This window comes from Kaistella solincola, from assembly GCF_000812875.1.
GTDB lineage: Bacteria > Bacteroidota > Bacteroidia > Flavobacteriales > Weeksellaceae > Kaistella > Kaistella solincola.
In genome coordinates, this window is record NZ_JSYK01000001.1 from 104,179 (window position 1) to 119,252 (window position 15,074).

Below are 15,074 nucleotides of genomic sequence, written 5' to 3' on the forward strand. Positions count from 1 at the left end.
TTTTAGAATTGCGGTTTTATAGCATTGATAATGTCATCAAATTTCTTTGGTTGAGGTTTTACCGGAGAACCGGATTTTATCGTTCCTACCCCTTCGGCAACTACCACTTCACCTTTTTTCGCACCTTCCTTAATAATCACCATATTGTTCACACGGTCGATGATGGAAATCACGTTGCTTTTCGCCGTATCCTGATTTACTTTATAAATGTAAACCAGACCTTGCTGCTCATACGTAGCGCTTTCCGGCAATACCAACGCATTATCATACGCGACCGGAATTTTTATGGTTCCGCTGTTTCCGTTGCTCAGCAATTTATTCGGATTTGGGAAAGACACCCGGAACTGAATACTTCCCGTGGACGGATCGATTTGTCCGGTGATTGCTTTGATATAACCCTTTTCAGCGTACACATCGCCATTCGCTAAAATTAGCTCAACTGGCGGCATATTTTTTATTTTTTCCGGAACGGTTGCACCTTCAGCATTTTTCAGGAAATCCAGATATTCTTTTTCGTTCATTGAAAAATAAGCGTATAACTCGCTGGTATCAGAAACTGTAGAAATAGGCATTGGATCGCCGGGACCTACCAAACTTCCGGTTCGGAAATTAATTTTACCCACGGTTCCTGAAATAGGCGCCCGAATGACGGAATAATCTATATTCGCCTGAACACCCTGAAAATTTGCCTGCGCTTGTGCCACACCTGCGCTCGCCTGCTGTCTTGAAGCAATTGCCTGAGAAACCTGCGCCTGTGCTTTCGCTAAATTCGCTTGCGCGGTTTGCAGCTGAACACTGCTGATGATATTTTTTTCCACCAATGGCTTCAGTTTATTTACTTCCACCTGCGCGGCGTTTACAGCAGATTGCGCAGCTTTCACATTAGCGTCGGAAGCGGCAACACTGGAACGCGCGGCGCCAACTCCGGCTCTCGCAGCGTTTGCAGATTGGTTAAGCGAATTGGTTTCAAGACGGAAAAGAGGTTGACCTTTACGCACAAATTGTCCTTCATCTACCAAAACCTGCGTGATGTAACCCTGCATTTTTGCACGAACATCATTATTCACACGGCCTTCAATTTTTGCCGGAAATGTGGAGTAACCCACCACATTTCTGGTTTCTACCTGAACGGTGGAAACTGCTTTTGGACCTTGCGGCGGTTTTTCATCTTGCTTTTTGCAGGACAAAACCGACAAAACTGAAAATGACAGAAGTATAATTTTATTTTTCATGAACTTATTTTTATATTTTTTTGCTTAAGAAGTCTTAAGTAAGTGCGTCTACTTTATTTTAAAGTTGTTTCAATGTTTCTTTGATGTTAGAAATATTCTTCTCAAAAAGATTCCTATAAATGTCGAATTTAGCAAGTGCTACCTCGCATTTAGTATCGCGGATTTGCTTTATGTTATCAATAATTAACAATTCGCGTTGCATCATTTCGATGAGTTCTTCAAAACGGATTTTCATAAAATCTTCGTTCATCACAAAAAAGCGCTTCCGTTCATCTATTTTATTAAAATCTTTGATGATTTTTAAATTAAGGAGCAAATTAAGATTTGACGAAACCGAACTTTTACTCGCGGCTAAAACCTCTACAAATTCATCAAAGGAAACGCCTTTACGCTCGAAATCAAAAACCAGATAAGCATAAATTTTCGCAGCAAGAGGCGGTAAATGGTAGGCATCACCATAAAATTTTACCATTTCGCGAAATAATTCTTTATCAACTTTCATTATTAAATTTAGGAAGTGGGGCAAAAATACAATTTAGTTCAGAACTAAACGAACCAAAAAGAAGTTTTAAGATTTCTTTATGAAAAAGGGCCAAAAATTTCATTATCGTAAAACAGGCTGTGAAAACTAAATTTCCTTAATTTTGTGTGATGGATTTAAGAGATCAACTGAAGAATATTTTCCCTGACCACGACGAGCAGGATGTTGAAATGCCGTTGGAAAAATTTGTGCAGAAGGAACCGCTTGTATGCAAATTCGAGAAAAAAGGACGGCATGGAAAACCGGTGACTTTGGTGGAAGGTTTTGAAGGTAGCGACGAAGAGCTGAAAAAAATTTCGAAGAAAATAAAAACCACTTTGGGTATCGGCGGTTCGGAAAAAGATGGAACTATAATTATACAGGGTGATAACCGCGATAAAATCATGATAATTTTAAAGGAAATGGGTTATAAAACAAAACGCGTTGGCGGTTAAGATTACCAAATAGAAAACTAAAAAAAAGGCCGAAATAGCAGGTAAAATCTGCAGCCCGACTTGAGTGAAGTTCATTTTTTTTTCGAAGGAAAGCAAAGGAAAAAAAATAGCGGGAACGGAAGGCGGAAAAGTCTGCCAAAAAAAATAAAAAAATAGGAAAATTATGCTGAATAAATTAGCTGCATCGGAACTGGTGCTGAATGACGACGGAAGTGTGTATCACCTGAATTTGCTGCCGGAAGATATTGCAGGAAAAATAATGCTGGTGGGCGATCCGGATCGGGTGCCGAAAGTTTCGAAATATTTTGATAAAATCGAAATCAAGAAAAATAAAAGAGAATTTTATACGCACACCGGAACTTTGCGTGGTGAAAGAATCACGGTGATGTCCACGGGAATTGGAACGGAAAATATCGATATTGTGATGAACGAGCTGGATGCGCTGGTGAACATCGACCTTAAAAACAAGGAATTCAAAAGTGAACATACCACACTGGAACTTTTCCGGATGGGAACCTGCGGCAGCGTAAACCCGGACGTTGAAGTGGATAATATGCTGGTGACGGAAAATGTAGTCGGTCTGGACGGTTTAATGCATTTTTACCAGGATTACGAGTTTGAAAATGAGTTTTCGCGCAATTTCATGGAAAAATTCCCGTACGAGAAAATCAAGCCGATGCTGTATTTTTCGGATTGGTCGAAGGAAATCGGTGATTATTATAAAGACGCAAAATACCACGGAAATACGGCAACTTTTCCGGGTTTTTATGCACCGCAAGGCCGACAATTGCGTCTAAAAGCGCTTGATGACCAGTTTTTAGAAACGCTGAATGATTTAGGTGTGACAAATTTCGAAATGGAAACTTCCGCGATTTACGGACTTTCGAAATTGCTGGGTCATAAAGCGATTACCGTAAACTCTGTAATTGCAAACCGCCGACGCGGTGAATTTTCTGCGGATCACGCAGCTTCCGAAAGAAATATGATTGAATGGGTGCTGGAGCGCATCATTAAATAAGGATTTCAGAATTTTAGAAAAAAGCGGCTATTTAGCCGCATTTTTTTTGCAGTGACAATCCACCAAATGATCGTCTACCATTCCTGTTGCCTGCATATGCGCGTAAACCACGGTAGAACCGAGAAATTTAAACCCTCTTTTCTTTAAATCTTTTGCTAAAGCATCGGAAATTTGGGTGGTAGCGGGAACATCTTTTAAGGTTTTCGGAGAATTAATAATGGGTTTTCCACCGACAAAGCTCCAAATATATTGAGAAAAAGTGCCAAATTCACCCTGAATTTCCTGGAATCGCTGCGCATTGTTAATGGTTGCTAAAATTTTCAGCCGGTTTCGGATGATGCCGGCGTTCTGCATCAGCTCTTCTACTTTTTCTACCGGGTAAACGGCAATTTTTTTGTAATTAAAACTATCTAATGCTTCGCGAAAATTGGGACGTTTTTTCAAAATCGTGTACCACGATAAACCCGCCTGAAAACTTTCCAGCACCAGAAATTCGAAAATGGTATCATCATCGAAAACCGGTTTTCCCCATTCTTCGTCGTGGTATTTCCGGTACAAATCATCTTTTTCGCTCCACCCGCATCTTATAATTTCCATTGAATTTATTTACCTACGAAAATATTTTAAAAATGGTTATTGTAAAATTAAATATCAAATCTTCAAAAGCTTTAATATTAAATTAGTAAATTTTTAACAAAACATTAGGATAATTAGGAATAGTAATTGCAATTACATGCATATCAAATTAAATTTTCATCATTAATTATTAACATAAAAAATTATCATTATGGACAGACAAGATTATAACAAAGCAGAAAATGCAGTAGATAATGCACAATGGACTGCAAACAGTTATGCGGACAGAGCTAAAGACTACATCCGCGAAGAAAGAAACAGAAACGCAGAACCAACCCGTGATGGCTGGATGGAAAGAGCAAAAGAAAATATTGCTGATGCCTGGGATGATACCAAAGACGCAGTATCTGATGCTTGGGAACAAACTAAAGATTGGACTGAAGATGCAAAATCTGAAGTAAGAAAATCAACTAACTAATTTTCGGATCATATTAAGGAAGAGAACCGCTACACGGCGGTTCTCTTTTTTTATGCGTTAAACAATAAAAATTTTTAAATTTGTCCTAAATAAAATTAAGAGTATGTCATACGGATTATTAAAAGGGAAGAAAGGGATTATTTTCGGAGCCTTAAACGACCAATCCATCGCCTGGAAAGTTGCAGAAAGATGTCATGAAGAAGGTGCAGAGTTCATATTATCAAACGCGCCAATCGCAATGCGAATGGGCGAAATTGATGAATTGGCTAAAAAAACCGGTTCTGATGTTATTGCCGCGGACGCAACTTCTGTGGAAGATTTGGACAAACTCTTTGCGCACGCGGAAGAAAAATACGGCAAAATCGACTTTATTTTACATTCCATCGGAATGTCTGTTAATATCAGAAAAGGAAAATCTTATACTGATCTTAACTATGATTTTCTGGAAAAAGGCTGGGATGTTTCCTCAGTTTCCTTCCACAAAGTGATGAAAGCGGCGTGGGACCGAAATATTATGAATGAATGGGGCTCAATTGTCGCGTTAACTTACATCGCAGCACAACGTGTTTTCCCAAATTATGGCGATATGGCCGACAATAAATCTTACCTTGAAAGTATCGCCAGAAGTTTCGGCTACTATTGGGGCGACCGAAAAGTTCGTGTGAATACCATTTCCCAGTCACCGGTTATGACTAAAGCTGGCGCCGGCGTAAAAGGGATCAGCGGATTTTTTAATTTCGCTAATGATATGTCGCCACTTGGAAATGCCGACGCACTTGACTGTGCAAATTACTGCGTAAGTCTTTTCTCAGATTTAACCAGAAAGGTAACCATGCAAAATCTTTTCCATGACGGAGGTTTCAGCAAAACCGGAGTTTCGCAAAAAATCGTGGATAAATTCGAAGATTTAGAATAAAATCAATTATTTAAAAATAAAATCCGTTTCGCAGTTTTGCAGAACGGATTTTTTTGTGCTTTTAGCGGGATATTTTTGGAATGACCGGTAAACTTTCATTTCCTGAACTGGAAACACTTTGAACCGCAAAAATGAAATTATCTTTCGAAAGCGGAACCATATAAGTGGTTTCGGTGGTGAAATTTTTATCAGTCCAGACTGGGTTTGAAGTTTCGCGGTATAAAACATTATAACCTTTCACCGTGCCGGTCGCGGGTTTTTCCCAGGTAAGTTTGGTTGAGTTGGACAGGTCTTTTACATCCATCAAAACATTTACCGGCGGAGGTGTAGATTTTGCTAAATTCGCCATTACCGCGACATTTACGGCGGTGTTTGTTTTCAAATAATCAAAGTCCATAAACTCAATTAAATCTCCGTATTTAATTCCGTCTTCTTTACGCAAATCCTGGTGCTGATGATCGTAATTCTCGTAATAATCAGTCAACCGGACTCCGGTGAAACCGTGGTTTACAAATGGCGTGTGGTCGCCGCCGCGAAGAAAACGGTCGTTTCGGTAAATCAGTTTAATGTCGATGTTTTTTACATATTTTTCACCAATTTCTTTAACATATCTGGCGAGCTGTCTCGCATTTCCGTCGTTTTCCAAACCTAAATTCCGGGTTCTGGCGGCATTTTTTTCAGTTTCGAAAGCCGATAAACCTTCACTGAAAACGCGTAGTTTTGGTGTACCTTCATTCTTTTTCGCGTCGAAACTGTTGTTGCCAATCATGTCGTTATTTAAAACCGCCTGAATATTCCAGTTTTCAGCTTTTGCTTTGTCGGCTAACATTTGCGCGCCTAGCAGTCCCTGTTCTTCCCCACTCACCGCGACAAAAAGTATGGAACTCGGGAATTTTGATTTGCTTAAAACACGTGCACTTTCAATTACCGCTGCAACACCACTTCCGTCGTCGTTGGCGCCCGGCGCGGTGCTTGTAGAATTCAGCACATCAGAAACGCGGGAATCCAAATGCCCGGAAATAATGATAATTCTGTTATCTGAAGGATCGGTTCCTTTTAAAAATGCTACTGCATTTCCTAAATTAATAGCTTTGTTAACGCGCTTTCCATCCGGTTGGAAATCTTGATTTTGCAAAAAAACCTCCATTCTGCCGCCAGAATTTTTCGCGTAGTTTTTAAACTTGGATAGAACCCAGTTTCTCGCCGCGCCAATTCCCTGGGTTTTGTCGGTGGTTGAACTCAGTGTGTGGCGTGTGCCGAAACTCACGAGTTTTTCAATATTAGCGCGTAATGAGTCTTTACTTACTGCATCGACGTAAGCAGAAATTTCCGGGTCTTTTGGCGTTTTTTGCGCATTTAGCCCGGTGATTGCCAAAAGGCTTATAAAAAAAAGGGTCTTTTTCATTGCAATTTTTTTATTTCATTAATAAATTTTTCCACGATTTCATCCGGCGTGGACCAGGAAGTGATGATACGAACTGCGGAATTTTCATCATCGATTTTTTTCCAGACGTAAAAGTCGAAATTTTCGGATAATTTTTCGATTTGTGTATTTGGTAAAACCGGGAAAATCTGATTGGTAAAAGTTTCCGAAAGGAAATTATATCCGAAATCTTTAAATGTTTCCTTTATTTTCATCGCCTGCTGATTCGCGTGTCTAGCAAGATCAAAATACAAATCATCACGGAACAATTCCTGAAACTGAACGCCGAGCAACCTTCCTTTAGCCAGCAAAGCGCCTTTTTGCTTTAAATGAAAACCAAATTCTTCCTGTAGATTTTCATTATTAATGATAATTGCTTCACCGATCAAAGCGCCGTTTTTAGTTCCACCCAAATAAAAAGCGTCGGTATATTTTCCGAAATCTTCGAGTTTTAAATCATTGGTTTCCGCAGTTAAAGCATGTCCTAAACGCGCGCCATCTACAAATAAATACAGATTTTTTTCCTGGCAATACTGGTATAAATTTACCAATTCCTGTTTGGAATAAATGGTTCCCAGCTCCGTGGAATTGGAGATATAAACCAGTTTTTGCTTGAGTTGATGCGGTTTATTTTGGTGGACATCGATGATTTTTTGGATGTCCTCGGGGTAAATTTTTCCGTTCGAAGTTTCAACAGAATGCACTTTGTGCCCGGTCGCTTCAATAGCGCCACTTTCATTGGTGAAAATATGGCCAGTAGAAGCGGAAACCACGCTTTCGTGCGGGCGTAAAAACGCTGAAATCGCAATTAAATTCGCCTGTGTTCCGCCGGAAACAAAGTCAACAGTGGCTTTTGGGTTACCAATTTTCTGTTTGATCATTTCTTTCGCTTCGCTGGAAAAATCGTCCAAACCATAACCGTTTTGCTGATTCAGATTGGTTTTGATCAAAGCTTCCAGAATTTGCGGATGCGCACCTTCGGCATAATCGTTTTTAAATGAATACTTCATTAATCAAATTTACACAAATGGGTCTAAAAAACTAAAAAATCGGGTTAAATCACGCGTTATTTTTTTTAATTAAAATCTCACCTTTGATAAGCTATTACAGCTAACCAACCTTTAACCTTTTCATATCATTCTTTTTATAAGCGCTGTTTTATTTGAAGGAAGATTTTTTATTTCATTTTATGTATTTGAAGAGAAAGCGCGCAAAATTTTTGCGCGCTTTCGTTCATTTTAAAAATGTTAGTTTTGTACAAAACATTGTCTAACATATGATTTCACTTACTGAGGAAAATTACCTTAAAGCTATTTTTCACCTACGAAAAGACGATAATTCGGTCACTGTAAATGAATTAAGCAAGTTTTTGAATGTGAAAATGCCAAGCGTGAATAACATGATGAAAAAATTTGCGCAGAAAGACTGGGTAATTTATGAAACGTATAAGCCGCTCATCATCACCGCTCTTGGAAAAAAAGAAGCCGCTTTAATCGTCAGAAAACACCGACTTACCGAAATGTTTTTGGTTGAAAAAATGAATTTCGGTTGGGAAAACGTACACGAAATCGCGGAACAGCTGGAACACGTACATTCTGAAATGTTTTTTGATAAAATGGACGAGCTGCTGCAGTTCCCGAAATTTGATCCGCACGGCGAACCAATACCAAACAAAGATGGAAATATAATCTCTTTAGACCTGAAAAAACTGAGCGAATCCAAAAAAGGCGACACCGTAACTTTCAGCGCAGTAACTGTTTCTGATGATGATTTCTTAAATTATCTGAACAGCAAAGAACTCGAACTCGGAAAAATTCTCACGGTTTTAGACATCGAAAAATACGACGAATCGATGACGATTGCAAAAGACGATGAAAGCAAAATCGTGTTGAGTAAAATGGTGTGCGACAAAATTTTGGTCAAGGTTTGAGCCTTTTTTTCAATTTTGACCATCGCTTTAAATCCCGTAACTTTGTAACATTCAAAATTTATCAATAAAAATATTTAAAATATGTCAAAAGCAATTTCCCAAGTTCCTTTAGCTATAAACGAGCCCGTAAGAAGCTATGAACCAGGATCTGATGAGGTAAAATCACTGATTGCCACCTACAAAGAAATGTGGAAAGAAAAAATGAATATCCCGATGGTGATTGATGGTAAAGAGGTTACAACCGGCGATGAAGTCGTGATTACTTCACCACAGGATCACCAACATAATTTAGGTGTGTACCACAAAGGAACCATGCAGCATGTTGATGACGCCATCAACGCTGCATTAGCCGCAAAAGAAAAATGGAATAACTTAGGTTGGGAACAACGTGCTGCAATATTCTTAAAAGCTGCAGATTTAATTGCTGGTCCGTACCGCGATCGTTTGAATGCAGCTACAATGATCGGACAAAGTAAAAATGTGCATCAGGCAGAAATTGATGCAGCTTGTGAATTTATTGACTTTTTAAGATTCAATGTAGAGTTCATGACCGATCTTTACAGCGAACAGCCAATTTCGGATAACGGAATCTGGAACAGATCGGAATACAGACCTCTGGAAGGATTTTGTTTTGCGGTAACTCCGTTTAACTTTACAGCAATTTCCGGGAACTTACCAACTTGTATGGCGTTGATGGGAAATGTGGTGGTATGGAAACCTTCAGACAAGCAGATTTACTCCGCAAAAGTCATTATGGATATTTTATCCGAAGCTGGTTTACCGGATGGTGTTATCAATATGATTTTCACCGATGGGAAAGAAACTGCAGAGAAAGTTTTGGCACATCCGGATTTTGCAGGATTGCACTTCACAGGTTCTACCAAAGTTTTTCAAAGCATGTGGAAAACCATCGGCGACAATATTCACCAGTACAAAACCTACCCGCGAATCGTGGGTGAAACTGGCGGAAAAGATTTCGTTATGGTTCATCCGTCTGCAAATGTTGATGCTGTGGCAACAGCTTTGGTGCGTGGTGCTTTCGAATATCAAGGTCAGAAATGTTCAGCAGCTTCCCGTGCGTATATTCCACAATCTTTGTGGGCAGATGTAAAAGCGGTGATGGAAAAACAAATGAAAACCATTAAAATGGGAAGTCCTGAAGATCCGTCCAATTTTGTGAATGCAGTTATCGACGAAAATTCTTTCAAAAAATGTAAAGGTTATATCGAAAGAGCTGAAAATTCCAGCGATGCTGAAGTAATCATCGGTGGAAAATGTGACGACAGCAAAGGCTGGTTTGTAGAACCAACAGTTATTGAAACCAAAAACCCAAAATATGAGTCGGTTTGTGAGGAAATTTTTGGTCCTATCCTTTCAGTTTACGTTTACGAAGATACAGCATGGAGCAAAACTTTGAAGCTGGTTGATGAAACTTCACCATATTCATTGACCGGAGCTGTATTTGCGCAGGACCGTTACGCGATTGCTGAAGCTTATAAAGCGCTTGAAAATGCTGCCGGAAACTTCTACATCAACGACAAGCCAACCGGTGCGGTTGTTGGTCAGCAGCCGTTTGGTGGCGCGCGTGCTTCCGGAACCAATGATAAAGCAGGTTCAAAAATGAATTTGCTGCGTTGGGTTTCCGTTCGAAGTATTAAAGAAACTTTCGTTTCTGCAAAAGATTATAAATATCCTTATTTAGGTTAAATAATTTTAAATTAAAAAATTCCGCTCTTTTAGGGCGGAATTTTTAATTATAGATATTAACAAAATTTTAGCATTGCAGAAAGTGAATTGGCACAAAATTTACATATTAGATGCTATCAATTTAAAATTTTATTCATTAAATAATTAAAAATTAAAGTTATGGGAACCAAGACAAACGGCTTGTTAGCATTATTAGGATTAGGTGCAGTTGCATGGTGGAAATATAAAAATTCCAGTCCGGAAGAAAAGCAAATGGTGAAGGACAAAGTAAACACCGCTAAAGATAATTTCAACCAGTGGGGGAACGACATCAAGTCAAAAGCTTCAGATCTGACTTCACAGGTTAAAGATAAAGTTAGCGAAACTACCAGTACCAATGCCACTAGTCCAGAGACCGGCATGAATCAAGGCTATTAAAAAGCGCAATTTACATTCATATATTTAAAAACCACCGAACATTTCGTTCGGTGGTTTTTTTCGGTGCTATAGGAGCATTTTTTTCTAATTTAATAAAGCGTTGAAAGTATCTCCCTGACGAATGTCTCCCGTGTTATAACCTTTCATAAACCATTCTTTACGCTGTGCAGAACTTCCGTGTGTAAAACCTTCCTGGTTCACATAACCTTGCGAACGTTTCTGAATATTATCATCACCAACGGCTTCGGCTGCAGAAATTGCAGACTCAATATCACCAGGTTCTAGAATATTTTCCCGGTTATCGGTTTGTTTTGCCCAAACTCCGGCATAAAAATCCGCCTGTAACTCTGTTGCCACAGAAACGCGGTTCATGTCAGTTTGAGAATACCTACCGCTGTTTCGCAACTGGTTTACTTTTTGGGTGGTTCCTAAAAGCGTCTGCACATGATGCCCGATTTCATGCGCCATTACGTAAGCTATTGAAAACTCGGTTACTTGAGCACCAAAACGCTGCTCCAGTTCTTTGAAGAAACTCATATCCATATATACAGTTTGGTCGGCCGGACAGTAAAATGGGCCCATTGCAGCCTGCGCTGTGCCACAACCGGATTGTGTTACATCTTCAAACATCACCACTTTCGCGGCTTCGTACTGCATGCCGTTTTCTTGGAAAATTTTAGACCAGGTCTGCTCGTTTTCAGCGGTCACCATTTCGACAAAATCGCGAACTTTAAGTTCTTCAGACGTTAAGTCGCGCTGTTCGGTTGCCGGACCAGCACTGCCAGTCCCCGAAGATAAAATAGCGGACGGATCACCACCCAGAAAAAATATGATTGCTGCGATAATTAAGGTTCCCAAACCACCACCGACAAGCATGCCGCCCCCGCCGGAGCCTCGTCTGTCATCTACATTCCCACTTCTATCATTTGTCCATTTCATAATAGTTTATTTTTATTTTTTACATTAACAAAAAATATACCTAGTTATCAATTAAGAGGACGCCGCCGCAAACTATTTTACTTTAAACAAAATACTTTTCCGACTTTCATCCAGCTTTATCAGTTCCGGAGAATTTTGCACTGATTCCATATTTCGTTTACGGACCAGTAAAAGGAAGTTTTTGTCGGCGCTTTTCAGGCTGTCTAACTTTTCAACCGGAACAGTTTTAACGCGACCTTTGCTGTAAAACTGGCTTGAATACGTTTTCTCTCCGAGGTAGAAGAGTTTTTCACCTTTATAATCCTTTAAAATGTACTTATCAGTATTTGTATTGTTTTCAAAAACTCCGGGAACAAAATAAAGCAGGATAATAAGAACCGAAAGTATCGGAACAACAAGTGCGGACCAGACGTACGCTTTTTTGTGTTTAATGCTGTCCCAATAAGTTGCCACAAACAGCGCAAGCGGAACACAGCACGGCAAAATATAAGTGTGGATGAGACTTTTCGATGAGGTGAAAAACAGCGGAGTCCACAAAACCCACAGCGCTAGAAATAAAAGCCAACGGTCTTGAAGAATTAATTTTGGTTGTTTGACAGCCTTATTTGCGATAAAAATAATCCAGGGCAGTGCCAGTGAAAACAGAAAAACCCAGATAATACCAAAAGGCTGGATTTTCGGAAAACCATATTTATCACCCTTCCAGGAAGCATCGAAAAACCGTTTGTAATGCTCACCAACAAAAAAGTACTCCAGAAATCCCGGTGTTGTTTTTTCAGCAAGATAATACCACGGCAGCGCCACGGCGATGACAAGCAGCACACCGATAAACCACGGAAAAGCTAAAAGTTTTCGAAATGATTTAAACCAAACCGTCCACGCGAATAGCGGCGGACCTGTCAACAGCAAAATAATAGGCCCTTTTGCTAAAAATCCGAGCCCTATTCCCATAAAGAAAAGATATCCCCAATATCGCTTTCCACCGTTCATGGTTTCCCAAAAAGAAACCATCATCAGCGTAATAGAGAGTAACAGAGTCATATCTGTGGAAACTACTCCAACATGTAATAGAAATTCCGGCAGCGTAAAGAGAATAAAAGCAGGAAGAACCAACGGAAGGTTTGCGCGTTTGGCGAACGGTTTTAACAGCAATATCAGCAACATAGAAATTGCAAAAGCAGGAAAACGCACGGCGAATTCATTAACTCCAAAAACTTTAATTGATAAAGCGGAAAGCCATGTAGAAAGTGGAGGTTTCGCCCAAAACGGTGTATTATAGTCAATCTGCGGTGTAACCCAGTTGCCGGTTTCGGCCATCAGTCTGGCAATTTCCGCATAGCGGGCTTCCGTTTGGTCCATTAGCGGAATCAGCGCATTTAAAATTAAACGCGTAACAATTAAGCAAACAAGCGCGATCTTGTAGAATTTGGTTGAATTATAAAATGCTGTTTTCTGCATTTCGGTATTTTTTAGCGATTAAAAAAAGATCGATCCAAAGCTTAAAGAAGTAAGTGAATTTAACTTTGGATTCTGCAACGTCCTGCCAACGTTCGAGTGGAATTTCACGGCAGAACTGCGACATTTTCGGTCCGCCAAGGATATTTTTCAGCCGGAAAAAAATCTCGACATCAAAGAGCCATTTCGAGATAAATTTATCTTCAAAAAGCGCCCTCACCATGTCTGCACGGAAAACTTTGCACCCACACTGCGTGTCATAAACCGCAATTCCCAAAGCTTCGGAAATAAAAGTAGCGATCACCCGCCCGGAATAGTGACGGTATTTTTTTCGTGAAATGAAGTTGTCGATTTTAGAAATTCGGGAGCCAAAAGCAAAGACAATTTCATCCGAAATCTTGTTAGAAATTGCAAGCCATTCTTCAAGTGACGTGGCAAGATCAGCGTCGAGATAGCCAAGCTTTTCGAAGCCAGCATCACTACTAGCCAACATTCCGGCCCGCACCGCAGCAGCTTTACCTCCGTTTTCGGGCAGGTCGATAATTTGAACGTTTTCCGGAAAATTTAGTTGTAGTCGCTGAAGAATGCTTAAAGTATCATCGGTAGAACCATCATTCACGAAGATTATTTTACAGTCATTATACCCCTTTAAAAACGCAGAATATCCGTCGACCGGCAGCCGCGAAGATTCATTATAGCAAGGAATGACGACTGCTTTTTTCACTCTAAACAAATTTAATTCTACCTAGCCGGACTTTACAAATCACGTTTAAAAGCAACCATCTGCATTGCTGTAACGGCAGCTTCAATGCCTTTATTTCCGAGCGCGCCACCGCTTCTGGCAATCGACTGCTCTTTGGTATCATCAGTTAAAAGGCAAAAAATTGCCGGAACATCCGTCAGAATATTGCAGTCTTTAATTCCCTGAGCCACGGCGGAACACACATAATCGAAATGTGGTGTTTCGCCACGGATGACACAACCAATAGCAATTAGCGCATCGAAATAGCCGGTTTTACATAACTGCATTGTTGCGTAATTAAGCTCAAAAGCACCCGGGACGTTGAAAATTTTAATATGGTCTTCTTTTACCCCTTCTTTTAGGAGTGTTTCCAGCGCACCGTCGCGCAGGTTGTCGGTTACAAAATTATTCCATTCGGAAACAACAATGCCAATTCTAAAAGAACTGGCATCGCTGATTTTTAATGGTTGATAATCTGAAAGATTTACAGTTGCCATTTTATATTTTTTTAGAAATATTTTACCATTTCGATGTACGCGTCAGACATCCCGTTATCGTAATCTTCATATTTTTCCTCAATTGTAGAAAAATATTTTTTTGCTTCCGCATTTTTCTTCATTGCAAGAGCTAAAGTTCCGGCTTTTCTGGTGAAATAATATTTGGTGTACGGATCGTCGCTTGCAGAAATTGCTTTATCTAAAAGTGATAACGCATCTTCGTTTTTATTTAAATTAGACTGGCTGTCGGCCATTGCGCCATATTTCAAAGCAGTTAAAACTTTGCTGTCGCTGGAAAAATTGTCTAACAAATCGTAAGCTTCCTGATATTTACCTTCTTTGAATTTAATTAATCCTGCATTATAAGCAGAAAGTTTACCAACTTCAGTATCTGAATAATCTTTGAAAGTTCCTAAATATCCTGGGTTTGCAGCGCTTTTTCCACCTAACGCCAAATCGGTTTTACCTTCAGCAAGATTTTTCTGTGCAGACAAATAGCTTAAAGTTGCTTCTTCATTGCGCGGCTGCACGTAAAACTGTTTGTACGCAAAAAAGCCCAATACAGCGACCACTAAAGCACCAAAAATGATGGTCAGAAGTTTTGCATTTTTTTCCAGAAATCTTTCGGTATCTAAAGCACCGCGGTCTAAATCTTTGAAAACTTCTACCGTTTCCTTACCTTCCATATCGTTTTTGTTGATGTGAGGTCTCTGTTTTGCCATAATTTAATAAAAATTGAAGTGCAAATTTAACTGTTTTTGAGCGATAT

General features: G+C 39.7%; 17 protein-coding genes. 7 read left to right on the top strand and 10 right to left on the bottom strand.

The genetic code is table 11. The features are described 5' to 3' along the window. Positions 1-2: 2 nt before the first annotated feature. Both OA84_RS00455 and OA84_RS00460 read right to left on the bottom strand, forming a co-directional pair. On the bottom strand, positions 3-1,232 hold the full coding sequence (locus tag OA84_RS00455; RefSeq protein ID WP_039340753.1) for an efflux RND transporter periplasmic adaptor subunit: 1,230 nt from the start codon (positions 1,230-1,232) through the stop codon (positions 3-5). A 58-nt stretch (positions 1,233-1,290) separates the two neighbouring features. After that, complete coding sequence (locus OA84_RS00460) at positions 1,291-1,734, bottom strand: hypothetical protein (RefSeq protein WP_039340756.1); 444 nt, start codon at positions 1,732-1,734, stop codon at positions 1,291-1,293. Positions 1,735-1,883: 149 nt separating this feature from the next. On the opposite strand from OA84_RS00460, the gene OA84_RS00465 reads away from it, so the two are divergent. Then, positions 1,884-2,207 (top strand): translation initiation factor, encoded by a 324-nt coding sequence (locus OA84_RS00465; RefSeq protein ID WP_039340759.1) that lies wholly within the window; start codon positions 1,884-1,886, stop codon positions 2,205-2,207. A gap of 163 nt (positions 2,208-2,370) precedes the next feature. Beyond that, positions 2,371-3,225 (top strand): nucleoside phosphorylase, encoded by an 855-nt coding sequence (locus OA84_RS00470; RefSeq protein WP_039340762.1) that lies wholly within the window; start codon positions 2,371-2,373, stop codon positions 3,223-3,225. Positions 3,226-3,252: 27 nt separating this feature from the next. Here OA84_RS00470 and OA84_RS00475 read toward each other — a convergent pair whose 3' ends face one another. Next, positions 3,253-3,822: a DNA-3-methyladenine glycosylase I gene (locus OA84_RS00475; protein ID WP_039340765.1), complete on the bottom strand. Its 570-nt coding sequence runs from the start codon at positions 3,820-3,822 to the stop codon at positions 3,253-3,255. Positions 3,823-4,012: 190 nt separating this feature from the next. Here OA84_RS00475 and OA84_RS00480 point away from each other — a divergent pair, with 190 nt between their 5' ends. Together OA84_RS00480 and OA84_RS00485 are read left to right on the top strand one after the other, a co-directional pair. After that, complete coding sequence (locus tag OA84_RS00480; protein WP_039340768.1) at positions 4,013-4,279, top strand: hypothetical protein; 267 nt, start codon at positions 4,013-4,015, stop codon at positions 4,277-4,279. 103 nt (positions 4,280-4,382) lie between these two features. Next, entirely contained in the window at positions 4,383-5,195 is an 813-nt protein-coding gene (locus OA84_RS00485; protein WP_039340771.1) for an enoyl-ACP reductase FabI, read from the top strand. A gap of 61 nt (positions 5,196-5,256) precedes the next feature. On the opposite strand, the gene OA84_RS00490 is transcribed toward OA84_RS00485, so the two are convergent. Then, a complete protein-coding gene (locus OA84_RS00490; protein WP_039340774.1) occupies positions 5,257-6,600 on the bottom strand; it encodes a M20/M25/M40 family metallo-hydrolase in 1,344 nt (447 codons plus the stop codon). Next, positions 6,597-7,628: a threonine aldolase family protein gene (locus OA84_RS00495; protein WP_039340777.1), complete on the bottom strand. Its 1,032-nt coding sequence runs from the start codon at positions 7,626-7,628 to the stop codon at positions 6,597-6,599. The genes OA84_RS00490 and OA84_RS00495 overlap by 4 nt, the downstream gene beginning before the upstream one ends. A 266-nt stretch (positions 7,629-7,894) precedes the next feature. On the opposite strand from OA84_RS00495, the gene OA84_RS00500 reads away from it, so the two are divergent. The 3 genes from OA84_RS00500 (at position 7,895) to OA84_RS00510 (ending at position 10,672) form a co-directional block, all read left to right on the top strand. Further along, positions 7,895-8,548, top strand: coding sequence for a metal-dependent transcriptional regulator (locus OA84_RS00500; RefSeq protein WP_039340780.1), 654 nt, complete (start codon positions 7,895-7,897; stop codon positions 8,546-8,548). A gap of 81 nt (positions 8,549-8,629) precedes the next feature. Next, on the top strand, positions 8,630-10,255 hold the full coding sequence (gene pruA, locus OA84_RS00505) for an L-glutamate gamma-semialdehyde dehydrogenase (protein WP_039340783.1): 1,626 nt from the start codon (positions 8,630-8,632) through the stop codon (positions 10,253-10,255). Positions 10,256-10,414: 159 nt separating this feature from the next. Continuing rightward, entirely contained in the window at positions 10,415-10,672 is a 258-nt protein-coding gene (locus tag OA84_RS00510) for a YtxH domain-containing protein (RefSeq protein ID WP_039340785.1), read from the top strand. A gap of 84 nt (positions 10,673-10,756) precedes the next feature. Here the strand turns inward: OA84_RS00510 and ypfJ are convergent, their stop codons facing one another. The 5 genes from ypfJ to OA84_RS00535 all read right to left on the bottom strand — a co-directional run bounded on the left by ypfJ (position 10,757) and on the right by OA84_RS00535 (position 15,027). Next, positions 10,757-11,611: a KPN_02809 family neutral zinc metallopeptidase gene (ypfJ, locus tag OA84_RS00515; protein WP_039340788.1), complete on the bottom strand. Its 855-nt coding sequence runs from the start codon at positions 11,609-11,611 to the stop codon at positions 10,757-10,759. A 72-nt stretch (positions 11,612-11,683) separates the two neighbouring features. Next, the gene (locus OA84_RS00520) at positions 11,684-13,069 is read right to left on the bottom strand and encodes an ArnT family glycosyltransferase (protein ID WP_039340791.1); all 1,386 of its coding nucleotides are present in this window, start codon (positions 13,067-13,069) and stop codon (positions 11,684-11,686) included. Next, the gene (locus OA84_RS00525) at positions 13,047-13,790 is read right to left on the bottom strand and encodes a glycosyltransferase (protein ID WP_039340794.1); all 744 of its coding nucleotides are present in this window, start codon (positions 13,788-13,790) and stop codon (positions 13,047-13,049) included. The genes OA84_RS00520 and OA84_RS00525 overlap by 23 nt, the downstream gene beginning before the upstream one ends. A gap of 32 nt (positions 13,791-13,822) precedes the next feature. Continuing rightward, complete coding sequence (ribH, locus tag OA84_RS00530) at positions 13,823-14,305, bottom strand: 6,7-dimethyl-8-ribityllumazine synthase (RefSeq protein ID WP_039340797.1); 483 nt, start codon at positions 14,303-14,305, stop codon at positions 13,823-13,825. A gap of 11 nt (positions 14,306-14,316) precedes the next feature. Beyond that, the gene (locus OA84_RS00535; protein ID WP_039340800.1) at positions 14,317-15,027 is read right to left on the bottom strand and encodes a YfgM family protein; all 711 of its coding nucleotides are present in this window, start codon (positions 15,025-15,027) and stop codon (positions 14,317-14,319) included. Positions 15,028-15,074 lie beyond the last annotated feature (47 nt).